General features: G+C 44.0%; 24 protein-coding genes, 3 tRNA genes and 2 pseudogenes. 13 read left to right on the top strand and 16 right to left on the bottom strand.

Features of this window, described 5'->3' with window-relative positions; all coding sequences use genetic code 11:
- Nucleotides 1-28 precede the first annotated feature (28 nt).
- Entirely contained in the window at nt 29-358 is a 330-nt protein-coding gene (locus JCM14467_RS09800) for a hypothetical protein (protein ID WP_252901314.1), read from the top strand.
- Between the two features lie 53 nt (nt 359-411).
- On the opposite strand, the gene JCM14467_RS09795 is transcribed toward JCM14467_RS09800, so the two are convergent.
- On the bottom strand, nt 412-636 hold the full coding sequence (locus tag JCM14467_RS09795) for an AbrB/MazE/SpoVT family DNA-binding domain-containing protein (protein ID WP_342765517.1): 225 nt from the start codon (nt 634-636) through the stop codon (nt 412-414).
- A gap of 295 nt (nt 637-931) precedes the next feature.
- Between JCM14467_RS09795 and JCM14467_RS09790 the strand changes: the two genes are divergently transcribed.
- A tRNA-Val gene (locus tag JCM14467_RS09790) sits at nt 932-1,006 on the top strand.
- Nucleotides 1,007-1,161: 155 nt separating this feature from the next.
- Nucleotides 1,162-1,521: a hypothetical protein gene (locus JCM14467_RS09785; protein WP_054849990.1), complete on the top strand. Its 360-nt coding sequence runs from the start codon at nt 1,162-1,164 to the stop codon at nt 1,519-1,521.
- Here the strand turns inward: JCM14467_RS09785 and JCM14467_RS09780 are convergent.
- Both JCM14467_RS09780 and JCM14467_RS09775 read right to left on the bottom strand, forming a co-directional pair.
- On the bottom strand, nt 1,513-2,427 hold the full coding sequence (locus JCM14467_RS09780; protein ID WP_054849989.1) for a Gfo/Idh/MocA family protein: 915 nt from the start codon (nt 2,425-2,427) through the stop codon (nt 1,513-1,515). The genes JCM14467_RS09785 and JCM14467_RS09780 overlap by 9 nt on opposite strands.
- Before the next feature lie 39 nt (nt 2,428-2,466).
- Nucleotides 2,467-2,931 carry a hypothetical protein gene (locus JCM14467_RS09775; RefSeq protein WP_252901313.1) on the bottom strand — a complete coding sequence of 155 codons (465 nt, stop codon included), beginning with the start codon at nt 2,929-2,931 and terminating at the stop codon, nt 2,467-2,469.
- A gap of 133 nt (nt 2,932-3,064) precedes the next feature.
- Here JCM14467_RS09775 and JCM14467_RS09770 point away from each other — a divergent pair, with 133 nt between their 5' ends.
- Together JCM14467_RS09770 and JCM14467_RS09765 are read left to right on the top strand one after the other, a co-directional pair.
- Nucleotides 3,065-3,415 (top strand): hypothetical protein, encoded by a 351-nt coding sequence (locus JCM14467_RS09770; protein WP_054849988.1) that lies wholly within the window; start codon nt 3,065-3,067, stop codon nt 3,413-3,415.
- The gene (locus JCM14467_RS09765) at nt 3,412-3,906 is read left to right on the top strand and encodes a hypothetical protein (RefSeq protein ID WP_054849987.1); all 495 of its coding nucleotides are present in this window, start codon (nt 3,412-3,414) and stop codon (nt 3,904-3,906) included. Before JCM14467_RS09770 ends, JCM14467_RS09765 begins: the two co-directional genes overlap by 4 nt.
- Nucleotides 3,907-3,975: 69 nt before the next feature.
- Here JCM14467_RS09765 and JCM14467_RS17755 read toward each other — a convergent pair whose 3' ends face one another.
- Nucleotides 3,976-4,707: a carboxypeptidase-like regulatory domain-containing protein gene (locus JCM14467_RS17755; protein ID WP_252901312.1), complete on the bottom strand. Its 732-nt coding sequence runs from the start codon at nt 4,705-4,707 to the stop codon at nt 3,976-3,978.
- A complete protein-coding gene (locus JCM14467_RS17750) occupies nt 4,650-5,987 on the bottom strand; it encodes a hypothetical protein (RefSeq protein WP_252901311.1) in 1,338 nt (445 codons plus the stop codon). The genes JCM14467_RS17755 and JCM14467_RS17750 overlap by 58 nt, the downstream gene beginning before the upstream one ends.
- Nucleotides 5,988-6,258: 271 nt before the next feature.
- On the opposite strand from JCM14467_RS17750, the pseudogene iorA reads away from it, so the two are divergent.
- Nucleotides 6,259-8,108: pseudogene (iorA, locus tag JCM14467_RS09755) on the top strand (indolepyruvate ferredoxin oxidoreductase subunit alpha).
- 10 nt (nt 8,109-8,118) lie between these two features.
- The gene (locus JCM14467_RS09750; protein ID WP_054850053.1) at nt 8,119-8,715 is read left to right on the top strand and encodes an indolepyruvate oxidoreductase subunit beta; all 597 of its coding nucleotides are present in this window, start codon (nt 8,119-8,121) and stop codon (nt 8,713-8,715) included.
- Nucleotides 8,716-8,747: 32 nt separating this feature from the next.
- Here JCM14467_RS09750 and JCM14467_RS17745 read toward each other — a convergent pair whose 3' ends face one another.
- The 3 genes and pseudogenes from JCM14467_RS17745 to JCM14467_RS09740 form a co-directional block, all read right to left on the bottom strand.
- On the bottom strand, nt 8,748-8,918 hold the full coding sequence (locus tag JCM14467_RS17745) for a hypothetical protein (protein ID WP_252901310.1): 171 nt from the start codon (nt 8,916-8,918) through the stop codon (nt 8,748-8,750).
- 62 nt (nt 8,919-8,980) lie between these two features.
- Nucleotides 8,981-9,208 (bottom strand): annotated as a pseudogene (locus tag JCM14467_RS17740) (MFS transporter); the annotation flags it as partial.
- A gap of 148 nt (nt 9,209-9,356) precedes the next feature.
- Entirely contained in the window at nt 9,357-9,914 is a 558-nt protein-coding gene (locus JCM14467_RS09740) for a hypothetical protein (RefSeq protein WP_252901309.1), read from the bottom strand.
- 168 nt (nt 9,915-10,082) lie between these two features.
- On the opposite strand from JCM14467_RS09740, the gene JCM14467_RS09735 reads away from it, so the two are divergent.
- Together JCM14467_RS09735 and JCM14467_RS17735 are read left to right on the top strand one after the other, a co-directional pair.
- On the top strand, nt 10,083-10,529 hold the full coding sequence (locus JCM14467_RS09735; RefSeq protein ID WP_252901308.1) for a hypothetical protein: 447 nt from the start codon (nt 10,083-10,085) through the stop codon (nt 10,527-10,529).
- A gap of 609 nt (nt 10,530-11,138) precedes the next feature.
- A tRNA-Tyr gene (locus JCM14467_RS17735) sits at nt 11,139-11,283 on the top strand.
- Nucleotides 11,284-11,303: 20 nt separating this feature from the next.
- Here the strand turns inward: JCM14467_RS17735 and JCM14467_RS09725 are convergent.
- Together JCM14467_RS09725 and JCM14467_RS09720 are read right to left on the bottom strand one after the other, a co-directional pair.
- Nucleotides 11,304-12,809: a hypothetical protein gene (locus JCM14467_RS09725; protein WP_054849983.1), complete on the bottom strand. Its 1,506-nt coding sequence runs from the start codon at nt 12,807-12,809 to the stop codon at nt 11,304-11,306.
- A 150-nt stretch (nt 12,810-12,959) separates the two neighbouring features.
- Nucleotides 12,960-13,151, bottom strand: coding sequence for a chromatin protein Cren7 (locus JCM14467_RS09720; protein ID WP_054849982.1), 192 nt, complete (start codon nt 13,149-13,151; stop codon nt 12,960-12,962).
- 155 nt (nt 13,152-13,306) lie between these two features.
- Between JCM14467_RS09720 and JCM14467_RS09715 the strand changes: the two genes are divergently transcribed.
- A tRNA-Gln gene (locus tag JCM14467_RS09715) sits at nt 13,307-13,382 on the top strand.
- Between the two features lie 98 nt (nt 13,383-13,480).
- Here JCM14467_RS09715 and JCM14467_RS09710 read toward each other — a convergent pair.
- Nucleotides 13,481-14,218 (bottom strand): hypothetical protein, encoded by a 738-nt coding sequence (locus JCM14467_RS09710; RefSeq protein ID WP_054849981.1) that lies wholly within the window; start codon nt 14,216-14,218, stop codon nt 13,481-13,483.
- Between the two features lie 26 nt (nt 14,219-14,244).
- Nucleotides 14,245-14,550 carry a hypothetical protein gene (locus tag JCM14467_RS09705; protein WP_054849980.1) on the bottom strand — a complete coding sequence of 102 codons (306 nt, stop codon included), beginning with the start codon at nt 14,548-14,550 and terminating at the stop codon, nt 14,245-14,247.
- 110 nt (nt 14,551-14,660) lie between these two features.
- Between JCM14467_RS09705 and JCM14467_RS09700 the strand changes: the two genes are divergently transcribed.
- Nucleotides 14,661-15,743, top strand: coding sequence for an AAA family ATPase (locus JCM14467_RS09700; RefSeq protein WP_054849979.1), 1,083 nt, complete (start codon nt 14,661-14,663; stop codon nt 15,741-15,743).
- Between the two features lie 6 nt (nt 15,744-15,749).
- On the opposite strand, the gene JCM14467_RS09695 is transcribed toward JCM14467_RS09700, so the two are convergent.
- The 3 genes from JCM14467_RS09695 to JCM14467_RS09685 form a co-directional block, all read right to left on the bottom strand.
- A complete protein-coding gene (locus JCM14467_RS09695) occupies nt 15,750-16,307 on the bottom strand; it encodes a hypothetical protein (RefSeq protein WP_054849978.1) in 558 nt (185 codons plus the stop codon).
- Between the two features lie 17 nt (nt 16,308-16,324).
- A complete protein-coding gene (locus tag JCM14467_RS09690) occupies nt 16,325-16,615 on the bottom strand; it encodes a hypothetical protein (RefSeq protein ID WP_054849977.1) in 291 nt (96 codons plus the stop codon).
- A 178-nt stretch (nt 16,616-16,793) separates the two neighbouring features.
- Entirely contained in the window at nt 16,794-17,951 is a 1,158-nt protein-coding gene (locus tag JCM14467_RS09685; protein ID WP_054849976.1) for a molybdopterin molybdotransferase MoeA, read from the bottom strand.
- A 51-nt stretch (nt 17,952-18,002) separates the two neighbouring features.
- Here JCM14467_RS09685 and JCM14467_RS17730 point away from each other — a divergent pair, with 51 nt between their 5' ends.
- Nucleotides 18,003-18,341: a hypothetical protein gene (locus tag JCM14467_RS17730; protein ID WP_252901307.1), complete on the top strand. Its 339-nt coding sequence runs from the start codon at nt 18,003-18,005 to the stop codon at nt 18,339-18,341.
- Nucleotides 18,335-19,072, top strand: coding sequence for a hypothetical protein (locus JCM14467_RS09680; RefSeq protein ID WP_252901306.1), 738 nt, complete (start codon nt 18,335-18,337; stop codon nt 19,070-19,072). The genes JCM14467_RS17730 and JCM14467_RS09680 overlap by 7 nt, the downstream gene beginning before the upstream one ends.
- Here the strand turns inward: JCM14467_RS09680 and JCM14467_RS09675 are convergent.
- Complete coding sequence (locus JCM14467_RS09675) at nt 19,069-19,368, bottom strand: hypothetical protein (protein WP_054849975.1); 300 nt, start codon at nt 19,366-19,368, stop codon at nt 19,069-19,071. The genes JCM14467_RS09680 and JCM14467_RS09675 overlap by 4 nt on opposite strands.
- Nucleotides 19,369-19,373 lie beyond the last annotated feature (5 nt).

The following is a 19,373-nucleotide window of genomic DNA, read 5'->3' as shown; positions in this document are numbered from 1 at the left end:
CGGGTATAGGCTATGCATGATTGAGGCCATGATCTTACCCGAGCTTATATATGCATTTCACCACGACCCAACAAACTCTTGGTACTTAGCGCTCGTTCATTACCACCCATGGCTCGGAATGTGGCTTTATAGGATTGGCGTGGCCATCGTGCTTGCAATACCCTGGGTAGCCTTTGGTGATTTCTGGCAGTGGTTGTTTGCGGCTGATGTTGCTGTGTGGAGTGAGGATGCAATGTTCTGGCTGTTTATTGGTCATGTACACATTCATGGGGCTACATTAGGAATTTACACATCTTTACATACCCAACAATACCGATACATGGCGGACTGCCGTTGTACTACATACCAGCCGCCATAATACTCTACATAAGCGCCACAAAGATCCTGGAGAACGAGAGAAGGAAGGCAGGTTTAGGGATTTAGCACAGCATTCCTCCTACCAGTAATCTCAACAGGCTCTACACTAATGATCTCGATCTCATCAAGGGGCTTTATACCATAGGCCTCCCTGATCTCTCTAGGGATTGTGAATTGCCTGGAGGTTGCCCGTCTGTTTCTAAGGAGTCTAACGCCATTGATGCTTATGACCCTACCCTCATGCTTAATAACCACATCAGCAAAAAAGACTCCTCTCAATACCAAGAAGCTTAACTAATTCGGACGGTATCAGGACCTGGTTATTAATATAAACACGGGTTTTATAGGGTAACCCGTTAACCTTAATCCTCCTATTCATACCAAGCAGTCACAACCAGGTTTCAAATATAAGACATACTATCCAATTAACATAACCTACAAAAATAACTAAGTAAAAGGAGACTAAGAGATTGAATGCGGAATCAGCAATATAACAAGACCCTGTAATTAAGCAACGCCACGGGGTAAGTCCATGAGAAAAATACTTTAAAAACAAATAAAGGCTAATGCCTCAGGGCCCGTAGTCTAGCGGTTAGGATGCCCGCCTCACGCGCGGGAGATCCCGGGTTCGAATCCCGCGGGCCCACCAAGTCATTATAAACCTATTCTCACTTCCTCCTATTTTATGAGCGATTCCCATATTGGGAACTTCCATATTCCAACGCTTGTTGTGAATCATTGTGTTAATGGTTTTAGTCATTAAAAATGATACCTTTATTTGACTTGGTATGTTGATTATTTTCGATGGCGAATATTTACATGGGGCGTGGTAGTTGCTATGCGATTAATGAGGGTATTTACGTAGCGCCTGGTCCAATGAACCTTGGCAGGATCACGGCTCATCTACTCCTTCATTTAAGGGATTTGAGGAGAGGTTGGACTTATGATCATGATTGTAATAGGGTTGTCATGGATAGGGACTTGTTTGAAGCTAGGAGTAAGTACTTGGTTAAGATCTGTAGGGATCAGGGATTGAGTGATTGCGGTGATGCGGAGGCCCTAGTTAATGAGGTAATAGTAATGCTCAAATTGCCTAAGTGGGCTGAGGATTTAGCTAGTAAGTACATTGTTAGGGTTAAATCAATTATTGACTTTTCACGTTAATAATTCACTAAGGTCTATAACGGGATTATTCATAAGAATCCCATTAACTACGGCCAACGCCTTAATACCATCGGCCATGTCTATGATGGGCTTCTCAACACCTCTCAGGGCATTTATTACATGCATTAACTCCTGCCTTAATTGGTCGGGACCCTCTACCACGTGTCTGACCCCATCACGAATAAGCACCTTATTCAGTAGGTCAGCATCATAATACCTATTCCTTAAAGTAACCTGAATCCTCCTAATCCTAACCTCATAGTCCCATGATGCGTGAAGTAGATATATTGTATCGCCAATACCCAGTAACGCCCACGCCGTGGTAACAGGAACACCCTTAAGAACCGTACTTAGGACCCTAACCTTATCCTCATTAATCATGCTAAGCACGAGGTCTATATCGTGAATCCCGAGGTCAAGGAGTACATTACCGTATGATTGTAGATTACCCCTTAACTTGCCAGCCCTTATTGACTCTATGTAGATTGGCTTCTCATTACCAATATCATTAATTAAAGCCTTATACACGGGGTTAAACCTCTCGATATGGCCAACGAATATCCTCCTGCCGAGAGATTTCGATTTACGGTATAGGTCAAGGGCATCCTCAAGTCTCTCCGTGACTGGCTTCTCGATCAGTAGGTCCATATGACTTATTAGATCGCTTGCGACTGCGTAGTGAAGCGCTGTTGGGACAGCTATTATGCCCAGGTCAGGCTTACGCGCTAGAGCATCGTGATAGTCAGTGAATACTAAGTCAGCACCCAGGTTCTTAGCAACCTCAAGCCTTTGTTTATCAATATCTACTGCGTAAATCTCAGTCACTAAACCCTCCTTTCTCAACTGTGCTAATACCTTAATGTGATTCATTCCCATTGAACCAACGCCAATGACAAGAACCTTCACGTGATTTTAACAGGCAAACAATGAATTTATTAAGGTTAATCACCTCGGGACAATCTTTTTCACGAACTCACTCTTCGAGGCTATTAGCAACGTTGATACGGATTTCGGCACATAGACCGTGTTCACATTGACTATCCTAGCAACCTTATTCTTTATGATATCATTATTAACATCCTCAGCGAAGATGAGCTCGTCCATGTCCTTAAAAATCACGGGCTTATCTAAAGCCTCTAGGTCTGCCCTTGTCACGGTTAGTGATGAAACACCGCTTATTACAACAACGTCGCCTGACCTAATCATGTTATCAATGGCTCTAGATATATTTTCGAGGGTTGTTATATACCTTCTAAGGGCCTCATTTACTATCTCACCTATTGTGGTCCCCGTCTCCCTAGCAAGCTTGCTTACCCTGTCATAAATGTCAGTACTTAATCCCCTAATAGTCACAGTCTTCCTTTCACCACTTTCCTCACCACTGCCTGAACTGCTTGACATGTTAATCATGTATTTCAAGTATTACTGAGTATTTAAGCCTTTCTCTACGTTTTTCATCCCTTCAGTTACTTTCCTCCATTACATTCAGATCGAGCCCTTCCTTAAGTTAAAATAATAAATCAATAAGTAGATCGTTGAGGTAATGAAGTGTGAAAATATTGATGTGATTGATAGGGGGGACGTTAGAGAGTACGTGTGTGGAGACGTTTCACTGGCCAGGCTTCTGTTAATAAATGAGACAAAGAGGATACTCAGTATTGATGTACTTGCTCCGTGGAACTTACCAATTGATCAATCAATCAGGGTTGGTGATATACAGTTAATTTACCGTAGGGAGGTGATCAATGGCCTTGAGTGGGAGTTCGTGGGTTATGATGATGGGTCACGTAGGGAATTAATAGCAGTGAGGGTATCATTGAGCGGTTCCGCTGAGGATTCACTTGTTAAAGAATTAATAGCATTTGTTATTAATACATACGTGAAGAACCCATGAGGCAATTCACATTGATACTAACGTACACAAGCAGCGACGAGGTTCAGGAACTAGTGAATAAGCACTTGGTAGGTTCAGGGCTTTTAATACTGCCTAACGTGGTCATTTCTTGGTTGCCTAGGCAGGATTTAGAGAGGAGGTTGTTGGGTATTAAGGAGGAGTTGATCAACATGATGGAGAGGGGTTTCGAGGGTGAGTTTGCTTACGCCATTATTGAGTTAACAGATGAGCAGTTTAAGGCTGTCAGGCCGATGATCGTTAGGAAGCTGGAGAGCGATAGCCGAAGATTAATTTCGTGGGGTGAGACATTACTCAAAAGGATTAGGTCTCAGAGGGTGGAGAGGGTTAAGAAGGAGTTTCTTAGGTTTGATAGGGAGTATAGGCAGTTAGTATCCATGCATGATGTTTTCGATGTTAAGCATGAATTGCTCAATAAGGTGATGGAACTCGCGAGGGAGTTGAGGATTGAGTATGAGAGGAAAGGTCATTGATTATTGATTATTTTTGATTATTTTTAAGGAAAAAATTGCTTTGAAAAAATTTTACGATTTAGGCGAGACTTACATAGTCACAACATCGTAATCCTTACCGCCCCTCCTATTAGCGAAGGCGAAAGCTATGGCTGCAGCGCCACCAAGCCCTAGCGTACCTATTAATGCCTCCATCGTGGTTATTGGGAATCCATCAATTATGGCGAGTATGTCTGACTTTATTGTTATCACGTCATTACCATTAATCGTCACCAACTCGCTATACTTCAGGTTGCCGTATTGGGCAGTGACTAGGTATGTGCCGCCAAGGACGTTAACAAAGCTCATTGTTCCCGTGCTGCTTGTTGTGCCGTTATAAACCGGTCCCGTGCCAACTCTATACAGTGTTATCTGCGCATTAGATATTGCTTGGTTCCTCGCACCGACGAATAGCACAGTCACGTTATACAAACCTATTGTTATGCCTATCGGCTGGTTGATTAATGAATTCACGTTGACGTAGTAAATGGGCACATTGTCGTAATAAACCACTGCAGTGAATGGCATGGGCTCCTTAATGCTTATGTAAGCATTGCCATTTGCATCACTAACACTGCTTGCTATGAGTGACCCATTTATGTATGCCTCAACCTTAACGCCGCTTATTGGTGCATTCAACGTGTTTGTGAAGTGCATTGTTATTGGTGTCCAGTTGACGTAAACCGTGTATGTACCAGTCTCACTAACACCAAGCGTTGAGACAGCTATGTAGGCCTGTGAGCCATCAGGCTTATTGAAACTAACCTCTCTGCCGAGCCCCATGGTATCTCGGAATTCACTAGACCTGTGTACACCGTGCCGCTCGGCGTGACTATCTTGTATATGTGGGCTATCTCGGGTAGCTGAACAACAAGCGCCGTCCATAAGCCGCTGGAGACATCAGCACTACTCACTGTGACCTCTAGGTTACCATTAACCCACTGCCCAACTGGCTTGTAGATTATTGGCATGAATGTCACGACCAAGGGTACATCTAGGTTATCAACCACTTCGAAGTATCTGCCATACACTATGTAGATTCCAATCATTGGCGCAAACCTGATGAATGGCGGTAGTAAGTAGCTGATACCACTCACCTGTATTAAGTTGCTATATAGGTAAGCCGGTGATATCATATTAGCCACTATCTCAAAGTGACCGGGCTGCTCACCAACAACTAATGGCTGTACAGTATACACAGCAACAATATAACCCAGCAGATTCCAGCCAGATGGAACACCAAACTCTGAACCTGTGATCTCAAGAGTCTGGCCTGGGTTAACGGTGTAGTTCAGGAATTCCGTACCCTTAATCAACATTGCACTCGGTATAACGTACTCACTACCGTAATTAATCGTTATTTGGTACTGACCGGGCGGTAGCTCATTGGCTATTAACTCCACGTACTTGGGCTCAACCTTTATGTAATTGGCTAATGGGCTCCAGGCAGAGACTAACTGCGATAATGTGGTTCCATTGGGTAACGCCACACCAGCTATTTCGAAGGGCATGTAATTCGGTATCTCAAGCTCAACCACCTGTTGCGTCACGTACTGGATCGTGCTGTCCGGAATCGAGACATTTAATGCAAATGATGATGCCGAGGTATTCAATGGTATGTACTCCTCATTAACGAATACGTAGGTGATGGATATCGTTTCATTCAAGGGCTGATTACCTGAGTTGGCTATTGATAGGCTGTTGCTCGTTGTGTATGCATTAACTATTGCGCCAACCTCATTCTTACTATACATCACATTATTACCACTAATTAGTATGGCTGGTGATGGTGGGTTAACACTAACCTCTACGTAGTTAAGTACGTAACCTGGGCCAGGAGGTAATGGCGCCTGTATGGTAATTGATTGACCCGGCGCGAGTGTTACAGCTTTCGTAGTGTTTATATAGTCAATATACTTAAGTATTGCGTAGTATGGCTGGTTTATTGTTGATGGTGAATTCACATTGGGTGATACTTGGTACTGGGCTGCCAGGGCCACTACTGAAATTGTTATTGCAAGTACAGCCAGGAGTATCGTCAGGTTCCTCCTCATATTGTTCACGAAATCGTCTAGGGACCAGGTAATATTAAATAAGCAATTAAAATAACTAGTGTAATACCTAGAAACGCGTGATTCATGTTTGGGTGCATTAAATATATAAACTAGTATTACAAGTAAAACATACATGATGAACCCTAGACATGCAGATGTGTGATGAAACCATTCTAAGCTGAATATAAACTATATATTCATACCGAATTAAATATATTACTAATTAATTTATCAAGTTCTAGGAGAAAGGCTTTAAATTAAATATGCCTAGGTATTGCCGATGAGCAACTGCGTGATTAAATTAATGTTGGGTAACCACGCAATCGCGCATGGGGCATTGGAGGCCGGCGTGGCCGTTGCCGCCGGTTATCCAGGTACACCGTCGAGTGAAATCATTGAGTACTTAATGGATTATGGAAAAGAATTTGGTGTTTATGCTGAGTGGAGTAGTAATGAGAAGGTGGCCTTTGAGGTAGCCTACGGCGCGTCGCTTACTGGCGCTAGGTCGATGGTCACGATGAAGCATGTAGGGCTTAACGTGGCGATGGACCCACTAATGTCAAGTGCCTACACGGGCGTGAGGGGCGGCTTCGTCATAGTCACGGCTGATGACCCAAGCATGTGGAGTAGCCAGAATGAGCAGGATAATAGGTGGGTTGGGCTTCACGCATATATTCCAGTCATTGAACCTTACGATCCGCAAAGCGCTAAGGACTTCGTAAAGCTTGCCATTGAATTTGGCGAGAAGTATGGGCACCCAGTGATGATGAGGACAGTGACTAGGGTATCACACGTTAGAGGTCCGGTAACTATATGCACGCCAGAGACGCCAAAATACTCGAGGGAATATGTTAAGGACCCAAGGAGACATGCGTTAATACCTGCAAATGCACGTGCACTTAAGGAGGAATTGCTAAGGAGGTGGGAAGCCATTAATAGGGGTGTTGAGGAATTACCGCATACGTACATTGACGGCGGTAAAGCCCTCATAATAACGAGTGGCGTGGCCTACACCTACGCGTTAGAGGCCGTTAAGAACTATGGCGTGAAGGCTAGCATACTGAGTGTGGTTACTCCGGTTCCACTGCCTAGGAAGATTATTATTGACGCAGTTACGAGGGCTGATAAGGTAATCGTTATTGAGGAGGGCGATCCAGTACTTGAACAGCAGTTGAAGGCCCTGCTCTATGATGAGGGTGTTAGGGTTCCCGTGCTTGGTAAGGCCGAGGGCGTTTTTTAACAGGGTTGGTGAGTTAACGATTAATTCCGTAACGGATGGATTATCAAAGGCCCTCGATATGGTGAATCCATTCATATCAATAAGTACCATTAAGGTAAATTACACACCACCACCTAGACCACCTGTCTTCTGCCCAGGATGTCCCCACGCGGCTTCATTTTATGAGTTGAAAGTTGCAACGGCGAAGTCAGGGGTTAAACCCATATTCAGTGGAGATATCGGCTGCTATAGTCTTGGCATTAATAATCCATTCAATGAGCAGGACCTATTAACTAACATGGGTAGTTCCCTGGGCCTCGGCATGGGGCTTTACCACGGGACCAATGGTAGGTCAATCATTGTATCAATAATTGGCGACTCAACATTCTTCCACACAGGCCTACCCGCACTTGTCAATGCCGTCTATAACAAGACACCAATGCTTGTGCTAGTCCTCGATAATAGGGTCACTGCAATGACGGGCGGTCAGCCGAACCCAACGAGTATGATTAATATAGAGGATGTGGCTAAGGCAATGGGTGTTGACTATGTTAAGACCGTGGACCCATTCGACATTAAGAATACGCAGCAGGTAATGACTGAGGCCATCAACGTCGTTAAGAGGGGCGGCATTGCGTGGTAGTCATGAAGAGGGGCTGCGCGCTAGAGGCGACTAGGCTGTTTAGGAGTTACGTGGCGCGTTATTACGTTGATCCAGATGCTTGCAGGGCCTGTGGGATATGTTATAACTTAATCGCATGCCCAGCAATAGTACCGCTCGAGAATAGGAAGGCTTGGATAGACCCCAACATGTGCGTTGGGTGCTCTGTCTGCGCCAGGTGTGCCCATACAATGCCATTAAGCCCGAGGGTGATGTCAGGGATTGGTTGAAGAAGTGGGCTGAGATGTGAGGTGGTAGTTATGAGACTCAACATATACCTGGCTGGGGTTGGTGGTCAGGGATTGATAACCTTCGCCACAGTGCTGGGTGACGCAGCCATAAGGGCTGGTTATAAGGCCCTCGTTGCCGAGACCCATGGACTAAGCCAGAGGGGTGGCTCCATTGATGTGCATGTGAGGATTGGCGATGTCGATGCACCATTAATACCCAGGGGTGGTGCGGACGTAATTGTTGCCTTTGAAATGCTTGAGACTTTTAGGGCTGTTGGCTATGCCAACGAGGGCACGGTATTCATAGTGAATAGGCGATTAATAAGGCCACCAGCGACAAAACAGAAAATACCAAGCATCGACGAGCTAGAGAATATACTGAGGAGAAGTGTCAGGAGGATTTACATCGTGAATGCCTATGATGATGCTGTTAAGTTAGGTAACGTGATTTATGAAAACATGGTGATCCTCGGCGCCCTCTACTCAATAATGAACCTAAACCAATACATACCACAAAACATAATTGAGGAGACAATAAAGACAAACATCAGGAGAGACGTAGACAAAAACCTAAAGGCATTCACCATGGGCTTAAGGTATGGAAACCCAGAGACAAAAACAATGTAACTTTTAACACCAAAGAACCAAGACTAGACCCATCACCTTTCCCTAACTATCCTTAAGTCAATGCCTATTGTCTCAGGACCTATTGCCGCCGCAATGCCGTAAACCACACCGGCAAGTATTAACCAGAAGGCCGCGGTAAACCATATGTTGGTACCTTCAATGGCCGCGAAGACGCCATAAAGCGGTATTGAGTATAGGGGCATCTAGCACTAATAAATATGCCCGAGCTATAACCAAAACCAACGCCCGAACCCCTCCTCTGCATTGCAAAGCGCTCAGAGAGATAAACCGGCACCAGGCCCCAGGGCCACTGTGAGAGCCAACCCATTAGGAATGCGCCAAGGACCAGTAATGGCACACTCCTGACGACAGCGCTGTAGTAAACCACGTAATAAGCGGGTACGGCTAGTACGGCGGAGACTATGGCGGATATTATCAATGCACGCTTCCTACCAATGAAGTCGCTAGCAAAGCCCCAAAGAGTCGCCGCAATAGTCGCGAAAAATACCCATGATGCCGTAATAAAAGCTTGCTAACCCCTCAGTTAGACCAGCCCTCGTGTAAATACCAACTGCGAATGCCGGAGTTGAACCTGTAAATTCCGTATACGTTCTAACCAAATTAATGATTTATTCATGAATTCATTTTGATCCCACACATACGTACTTACTTAAATCATCGGCGCATTTATTTACTTCCACACCGTAATCCCTAAGGACCTGCATAAGTGCACCGAAGTCCTCGGGTCTGAGCTCAGGCACCTCATACACAAAGCCCCGATACTTAATGAAGACGTCGTATTGACTAACCCTCATGAACCTTAGTACTTTATAGCAAATGAATACCTCATCTAGCCCAGCCGTGTAGGTGCCGTTTATGGTATTAAGCGTTAGTACACGGTCCCTAACCTCAACACCCCTCAAGCAACCCAGGGCCCTCCTCAACGAGCTCATGTATGAATAGGATAATGCCATTAATGATATGAGGTAAGCCAACACAACCGATACTATTACCAAGAAAACAATAAGCCGAGTACCACCAAGACCCACCGCAGAAGGTAAAAGAACGAACACAACAACCACGTAGAGTATCAAAAACAGCGCAATAACTACCACGAACGACGAGTAACTACTAACCGCCCGCTCAGCCACATCACTAGACCAAGACCAACCACCCATAAACCACACCACAAGGCACAAACCCACTAATACACATTACCCCACATAAGTCATACATGGGCAAAGAATAATTATTCTTTTAGCCTCTGATCAAATTTTATTTGTAAAATTACCTGTTATGGTGTAGTGCCTTATTAATTATTTTGAGTATTCATTAAATGAATAATGACTACTGCTCAAACTACGACCGTGGAAATTAATAAGGAATTACTTATGATGAATCACTTCTGTAAAGGCATCAAGCATGGTTATAAGTATGAATGCGGTAATGAAGCTGATGAGGAAGTTAAGAATGTGGCTATTGAATTGCTAACCGAGGCCATTAAACGTATGTTGCGTTGGCAGATTTGGAATGATTGGTGGATTAATGAATATAGAGGGAAGTGGCTTGAGGCGAAGATAAGCATTGAAGAGAAACTCAGGGGTAAGTATAGTGGCGAAATCGTTAATACATTGTCAGGGTTAATTGACGAGATTATAAACTATATGGATAATAAATTAGGGAAATATTGGTTAAGTAATAATGTAGGTAATGAAATTAAAGAACTTATTGAATACGTAAAAATGGTAAAGCTAATATTATTATTTGGAAAAAAGAATCAGGAATTAGTATTTATGACGAGCATACAACACTGATCATTAACAAACCTAAAAATAGGAGGAGCATAGTAATGCAGCTAACGTTTAAGGGTCTTGAGGGTTTAACGGTTTATGTACCTAATGTATTTAAGGGGACAATGAACGAAGAGGATTACGGTAGGTTCATTAAGGACTTACTTATAGCATTAAAAAAGTGGACTTAATGATACTGATGGTAGTATAACCCGTGGAAAACCACGTATGGGAACTTCAAATCTCTGGCAGATAATTGCTTGATTATTATTACATCCTCCATATACGTGCGGATACAATTAACGTGAACAAAAATAGTATTACAGTAAGATGGAGCTTAACAGCTAATGATGAATCATATAAATGTAGTATCCTTAGGATGGCTAAAAAGCTCAGCGTTGATACACTGATGAGTTTCATGTTTACTGCATTGTTAGGCGACGGTAGTGTTTTAAGCCATAAAAAAGGCGGCAATAAAGATTACAATATCAAGTAGGAAGTTTAAGAAATGGGTTTCATTACTTGATAGGTTAACAAGACTAACCACATACACAGAGAATAGAACCGCCACGAACATACACAACAATAAATGATGAAGAAAGACTTAAAAACCACGAAATTACATCAACCACGCCCCCGGTAGCTCAGCGGTCAGAGCGGCCGGCTGTAGCTCAGCCCCACGGGCAACAAAACCAAAAGCCCGTGGCAGCAGAAACCGGCAGGCCCCGGGTTCGAAGCCGTGGCTACGGCCACGGCGAAAGTCCCGGCCGGGGGACCAGGTACGTTCAATTTCTTATACTATGCATTGTTCAATTTATCTAACCATTTCTTTGCTAATGTTCTTATTCTCTCGCTTTTTTCGGGATTATTCATGGCTTGTTGCAGCCATTCAATTATTTTACTAAGCATGTAATCGTGCTTTTTGATTATACTCCAGGGTATGTATATTTCTGGTACATCGTTATTGTTTCGTTGCTTGAACTTTACGCCATGCCTATTTAATGTACTTATTAACTCATTTATGTCGCAGCCCTTTCCACACCATGTCCTTAGCTGTATCGTCTTGTCTGTTAATAATACGTTAAACCTAATTCCGTAAATCTCTATTTGAGATGAGCCATGCCTATGCCCAATGTTCATATTGGCCAATGCCTTTAACCTACCCCACTTATCGAGGCCTAACTGCTCTTCAAGCAGGTCAAGTATGTGCTTTAATTTATCCGGTAAATTATTAACTATGTATCTGGCTAGGATTACGGCATTACTGTTCCAGAGCATTATTCCAGCTCCGTTATCCCTCACAGACGTTCTACGATTAATACCTAACTGTGCCATTAATCCTGTCAAAGCTTTATCTAGTTCTTCGTAATTGCTCAGTCCCGCACTTATTTTAATATTCTTTTTCTCTAAGTCTATACTGCCATCACTAAGTATTAGTGTAAGTAAGCTTAATGGCGTAGGATTCTTTTGCAATTCCTTAAATGCCTCATACTTACTTCTAATAGTTTCCCTATGAGTATCGGAGTATATAAACCATGTAATGCTAATACCCTTTTTCGTGAATCCCAAGCTTCTTATCGCCACCTTATCCTTACCAGGGTATAGTAATATCCAAAATACTAATTGCCATATCTGTCTTGTCTTCATTGCAGGTTTACCCCTATACATTGTTCCATCGCCTGCCCTAAGACCGAGCTTTAAATTACGTAATTCATACTCACTTAAGTTTAGTATATCCGGTACTTCCAGCATTTCCAGGGTTAAACCCCTTAGATATACTTGAGAGGTTATTGACTTTCTATTCTTCTTAATCTCGATTTCTACTGATACTAATTCTCCACGTATTTTAAGAAATAAGCTACCGTACTTACCACTAACTACGTATATCCTCCTCTTACCCGTGAACGCATCTTCAATTATTTTGTTAGCATCATTAATGTAAATCTTTAACCATTTCTCTTTAACTTCATTAATTAAATGTATTAACTTCTCATCAATATTATTATTAGATGAAATAATACCCTGCGTATTATCATTGGTACCCATTAGATTATTTAGGACTTTAACAAAATTCCTGAGTTTATTTACCGCATCCTCGGTTACCCCATCTATATTATAATTATTAATGCGCCTATGAACCTCAACTAATGCATCGAATATAAATTGCTTAATATCATTATCAGTTACCTCACCTATCGCTCGACAGCCCCGTCTCTTCTTACACTTAGCCCAAACTGCGTTAATATTCATATACGTAAATTGTGTAGACGGTGTAGTTACTTTATCGGAGTTATCGCCGGGCATGGCTTTGTTGTGGTTTTGGGTTTATTATTTTTCGTGGTTATTCCTGTTTAGTTGGGTTTTGTGAAAGTTTTGCTAAATAGCTGTGGTGGTTAAGGGGAAATAGAAGGAAAGGAGGGTTTTATTTTTAATTATTTTGACTGGCTTTGTTTCTTAGGTTATTATGTTTCCTTGTTCGTCTACTTTGGCGATTACCTTCCTGACTGTTTTTCCGTCTGGTGTCTTGAAGAGGGCCATTACGAAGCCCTTCCTACCCTTAGGCTGAACCTTCCAAACCTTTGTTGGTTTTAGTCTGTGTCCTTCGACCTCATATTCCTTCTTTGCTAGGTCCTCTAGTGTGACCATATTGGTCATTGCTCCCGTGGCTGCGTGGTTTAATATGGCAATTGATTATTTTAAGTGATTCCCTTATTAATAATCTTCGTTGCACAGTTTACGTGTTGAGGTATTGGCCTCCTCGATGAGTAGCGCTTTTAAACTGGTGTTTGTCTTTGCTTCTTAGCCGGGTCGTCTAGCGGCCAAGGATGGCGGGCTCTGGACCCGTTGACCCCGGTTCGAATCCGGGCCCGGCTACCACTTCTCCCCTTCAATCCCAAAACACCATTTCCATGGGTTAATAATTACCGGCTACGGTTTCACGCATTACCATGTTAAGGGCTTGGGTTTATTCGTGCTCAGTGGAATGGGCCTATGATGATTGACGTGGGCTTTGGCAGTAGTGGTATTGTTATGTTTCCAATGTCTATGTTTAGTGTTACGTATCCGTAGGGTAACTGTGTCGTGTTCATTGGGAACCAGTAGTTGGTTGTGCATTTGGCTGTATCGATTATGTAGGTGTTTATTTGCGGTGGTGGTTCATATACCTTGAACGTGGTTGATATCGATGGTAATGCCAGATATGCAATGCTCGTTGAGTTAACGATTATTGCCTTGGTCAGGGTGCATGAGGTTAGTGTTGAGCCGTTGTATGAGTATATGCTGTAACCCCTGATTTGTAGGGTTGTTGGTAGTGGGTTTTCAAGGGCAAGAATTATGCTGGGCCCGCAGACAGCCGTCGTGATGGGGCAGGTCAATATTTGGGGCACTGGCATGTATACGGCATAGCCCATTGGCTTATTCATTGATGTAATGCTTATTATTGGTGCGCTATACGTGGCTTGGGTTGGTATTAGGGTGCTGTTGATTGTTACTGATAATTCCGCGCTCATGAAACCAACCGCATTTATGCCCCTCATTAAGCTGAAATCGATCATGACATAGTTGGTTAGGTATGCCGTTGTCTTATTTAATACGGCTAGCATTAGTGGTATCATCACCGTGACTCTAGGTGGTATTACCACTGTGGTTGGGATCCACGGTAACTCCCTGGATATTGGTGGGCTGATTTTTATGGAGATTATCCCAATGCTCACTGATTCGTTTGTTGGGTTTGTTATGTTTAGGTATAGTGCGAGGATGCTCCTGGTCCCGTTGTAGATGTAAAGTATGGGTTTGACCTCAATGAACCTGCCGTATATCGAGTCGATGAGCTTGTGTAATTGATCAATAGGCTGTTGTATTGCAACTCAAGTGCCTTATACTTTGTCAATAGCCCATTGACCTCGCCCTTTAGTGTGGTTATGGTTATGGATTCGTTAATAATTGCTATGGTTAGGTATATGATGATTAGTGCTAGGGCGATTAGTGCAGCGGCATACGCCATGGTTCTTGGCGCCATGGCTATCCCATTGGGTGTATTTGCCACTCTTATTATTCCTAGAGCTTGGTTCGCATAACGTTTTAGGGGTTGGTACGGGTTGTTTATTGGTTAGGTTTTTACGCTTCCGCTGTGAAAGTTACTTCCGGTGTGGAAGCGTGCTATTTGACGTGAAGCCTAAGGTTCGTAAGGCTGACCTATTTGACTTCGATGAGGAATTCAATAGGCTTTTCAGGCTCATTACTAACTCCTTAACCAGGCTCATCATTGTCAGGGGCTTGAGGAGGACTGGTAAGACCTCGTTAATACTGACTGTGCTTAATGAGTTGGGTGTTCCCTACGTCTTCATTGATGTTAGGGAGGTTGTTAGGTCGAGGAGGGGTTTGTACGAGGTTTTGTCCAGGGCATTAAGTGACTTCCTTAGGAGGTATTCGCTGCGTAGGGCGTTGATCGATAGTGTCGTTAAGGCATTGAGTAGCGTTAGGGGTGTTGGGATTCATGGGTTTGAGGTTGTGCTTAATTGGGGTAGGGATAGGCCGTTGCTTAGTGAGTTGTTTAGGGAGTTTGACAGGGTTTCGGGCGATGTTGGTGTTAGGCTTGTTATTGTCATTGACGAGGCTCAGAGGTTGAGTGGTCCCGTGGGTGTTGAGGTTTGGAATGCCGTGGCTCACGCCTACGACTTTCTCAACAACCTCCTCTTCATATTATCTGGCTCGGAGATGGGTGTCTTGGGCTCAATACTTAGTAACCCTGAGTCGCCATTATTTGGTAGGGCATATGCCGAGGTTACCACGAGGAAGCTGAACCGTGATGAATCCCTGGAGTTCCTACGGCGTGGGTTTTCCGAGGTTGGTATTGAGGTTGATGAGGGTGAGCTTGAGGGTGTTGTGGATGGGCTTGATGGGGTTATTGGCTGGTTAACATACTATGGATACTCGAGGAGTGTTGGCGGTAGGGACTTGGACTCCATAATTAGTGATGCTGTTGGCATGGCTAGGCAGGAGCTCGAGAACTTCATAAGGCTTAGGGCTAGTAGAAGGTATAGGGTAGTGCTTAGGCTATTGGCCTTGGACGTCAGGGAGTGGGGATTGTTGAAGAGGAGACTTGAGGATTATGAAGGTTCACGAATAAGTGATAGGGTTCTTCACGATATACTAACGACACTGAAGAGACACTCAATAATTGATGAGAACCTGGAGTTCACAGACCCGGTAATTAGGGAGACGGCGAGGGAGTTGTGACTAATTTCACCATTGTCGCTGTGGCCGGCCCATGTATACGTACTTACTTAAATCATCGGCGCACTCGTTCAATTCCACGCCATAACCCCTGAGAACCTGCCTAAGTGCGCCAAAGTCCTCAGGCCTAAGCTCAGGTATTTCATATATCAGGTCTTGATACCTTATGAATATGTTGTAGGCGATTGGATTAACGCCCCACATTCTGGCTCTATAGCATATGTTTATCTCATTTAATTTGGTCGTGTATGTACCGTCTGCAGTATCGAGAATTATTGATTTTTCCTTAATTTCAACTCTCCTTAAAAATGCGGCGACTCTTTTTATGAATCTTATACGTAGGTAAGCATATATGATTGTTGCTAGAAGGATGGCTATTAGAAAGGATGCTAATATGAGGAAGGCGATGAATCGATAACTACTAAGGTCTCCAGATTGGTATGTAAGGTATGCAAGAAATATGGTTATAATGTATATTGCTAGGGGAATTGAAATAATCAATATAACTAATGAGTAGTTATGGATTGGTTGATTTAATTTATTGTTTGCCCATGTCCACTCACTCATGGTAATAAATTAACTCCTTACTTAGTTATTATGTATTTCGCATTTCCCTCCCTCTCTATTTTTAATTGCATTTCCTGTGCCACGGCTGGTAGGTAGAGTACCAGTGTCCTTATGCATTGTTGTGATGCCCTTGTTCCATACTTTGTTTGGTGCCATGCGTGGAAGCATGCCATCGTTATCTTATACTCGTTGTCCCTCATTATGTTCCTCCTGCAGTTAATCAATACGTAGTTCATTAAGAATTCCTTAATGTCACTTATTCCACACCTATGCCTTTGTTCCTGCCTTTGTAGTAATGTTTGTTCCACATAATTATTTTATCCACTTGATTTATAAGTTACTTTCAGTGTTGGGTCTGAAATACCCTGATTGAATATCATTCACGAGGCGGCTCCCTAAGGAGTAGTACCTCGACGTAATCGCCCTCCTTAAATACTTGGCCCTTCCTCGTGAATACGAGTCCATTCACGGTGAGCAACGTATGCGTCAACGAACTACCCTGCCTAGTAATTCCTCAATCACGTACTCATTACCAACCCTCCTAACCCTAACCCTATACTGCCTTGCGAACTCCTCATCGCCCAACACACCCCTGGCAAGCCTAGCCATTACCCTCGGCTCGGCAATGTCGACCTTAACGCCGGCTAACCTCTTAATTACCTCCTTGACCACGAAGGTCATGGCATTCAACGCCGATATTGGGTGACCCGATAGGTTAATGATGACCTTATTATTGCTCAGTATTGCTAGGCCCGTTGGTCTGCCAGGCCTCATCTTCAACCCCCTAATGTATATCCTTGGGCTTAATGACTTAGTGACCTCATAAACATAATCAATACCACTAGGCCCTGTACCTCCCGTCGTTATGACTATGTCCGCCGTGTCTAGGGCTCTTACTATGGCGTTCTTAATGGCCTCCTGATCATCAGGGGCTATTACCCTGCCCACAACCTCTGCATAGGGTATGTACATCCTCACGTAATTGCCTATGAATGATGCCGTGCTCTCAACAACCTTACCATTAACTATCGCATTTAACACCTCACCCGGTGTTTTGACCTCGACAAGCTCCGAACCCGTGGCCACTATGAAGAGCTTGACCCTCCTCCTAACCCAAACCTCACCAACACCGAGCTCTAGCAATGCTGGTATGTCCCAGGGCATTATGACAGTGCCCTCCCTAAGCACGACATCACCCTTCCTGGCGAAGTCACCGGCTGGATCCACATTCTCCCAGGGTTTGACGGGCTTATTAATAACGACCTCATTACTATTGATGACATCAACGAATTCCTCCGGCACAACCGCGTCAGCACCATCCGGTAAATAAGCGCCCGTGGTTACGTAAGCGGTCTCCATGGGTCCAACCTTAATGCTCGGAACCTCACCAATGTGGACTAAACCAACGAGCCTCAGCTTAATGGGTGTTTTAACTACGTCCTGACTCCTAATGGCGTAACCATCATAGGCTGCCCTGGGGCGTGGTGGTATGTCCATGGGCGTAACAACATCCCTAGAGAGCACCCTGCCCATCGACTCCCATACGGGCACTAATTCCTCATTGACCATACCCAATGTATTTATTGCGTTTGTTAGCTCCTCGAGCTCGTGAGGTACCACGAACTTATACTCATGGGGCTTCACGTGGGTTAAAGTGCAATGCGCTATTTAAAGCCTATAACCTTAAGTGATAATGTGGGTGAGCAATTAAGTATTGATGTGTTGGAGGGTGCGTATCAACTGATTAATTATGATGATGAGGATGATGAGGCGTTGATCCAGGACTTCAATCTAAGGTATGGGGATAGGTACGCTGATGTCCTCAGGCAGGTTAGGGAGTTCATATCATCACTTGGGGAGAACGTGGGTGAGAGGATCAAGAGATCTTATGAGCTATTAGCTGACTACGCAATGGATAGGGTTAGGGGTTTTGGTGATGCTGCTTATGCATTGGTTAAGTACATGGGGCTTGGTGGTAATGAGGATGTCCTTAAGGTTCAGTTCAGGCTTATGGATTTAACGAGGACGTGCTAACCGAGTTAATAAGGGCTGGCATACTAATGCATAAGAGGGGGGGTGTCGTCTTCGTGCCTGAGTACTTAATACCTAGGCTGCTCGAGGTTTCAGGCGACATACCAGCACCCAACGTTAGGGAGTTGCTAAGTGGCCTGGATCAGCTTGGGTATGTTGCAGTGGAATCCGCGGCGTTTGGTTCAAGACCCATAGGTTGGTTGTTTAGGGCTATTTACGGAATTGATTTTAGGGAGCTCGTGCTTAAGACAAGGATTGACAACATACTTGACGGCTCAATCGGAGAGTTGGTGCTTAACCCAACCATTGACCTGAGGGAGCTTAGAATGGTAGTTCATGAGATGAAGGACTCCAGCGCCAGGGCCATGAGGAGGGTTATAAGTCCGCACGGTCAGTACACCTATAGTAAGGTCGCTAGGTGCGGCATTGTCTATACGGTGTTTGGTGAGGGTAGTAGGGAATTGATAATGCTCTACCCATGGATTGTACCGAGTAGGAGGGTTTTGGATTACCACCCACGCGAGGATAGGGTTATCGTAATAATGCATAAGCCCAATGAGGAGTTTACGGATATAATGAACGAGCACATTAACGATATACCACCACGCACGGGCTTCGTGTTCATTAGTGGTGGTGATGCCATGGTCTATAAGCCCCAGTCCATGGGTAGGGCCTTTGACTCATTCCTCGACTTCCTATATAGGTCGAACCTGAGGGTTACCTACCTTAACTAGCCCTTTATCAAGCCAATGACTAAGCCTATTATGAACGCCAGTGATGAGTATGGGATAGCCCCTATGAATTGCTGCGCCTTTGAGTATGCAGCACTCATTGCATAACCCGCATAGTGAAATAACGTGACTAGAGTCGATGGACTTAGGTAGCCGAGGGCTATCGCAAGTATTACTATGGCCAGCAGTATTAAAGCGACTCCTATTAACCTCCTTATTAGGATTCCCACGAGTAGTCCAAGCACGAATAAACCCAATATACTGACTATCTGTGTTAGTGTTAAGCCAAATATTTCCATTAAGG

It is taken from the genome of Vulcanisaeta sp. JCM 14467, assembly GCF_001316245.1.
GTDB lineage: Archaea > Thermoproteota > Thermoprotei > Thermoproteales > Thermocladiaceae > Vulcanisaeta.
The sequence above is the reverse complement of the archived record's forward strand: the minus strand, read 5'-3'. Positions and strand labels throughout refer to the sequence as shown.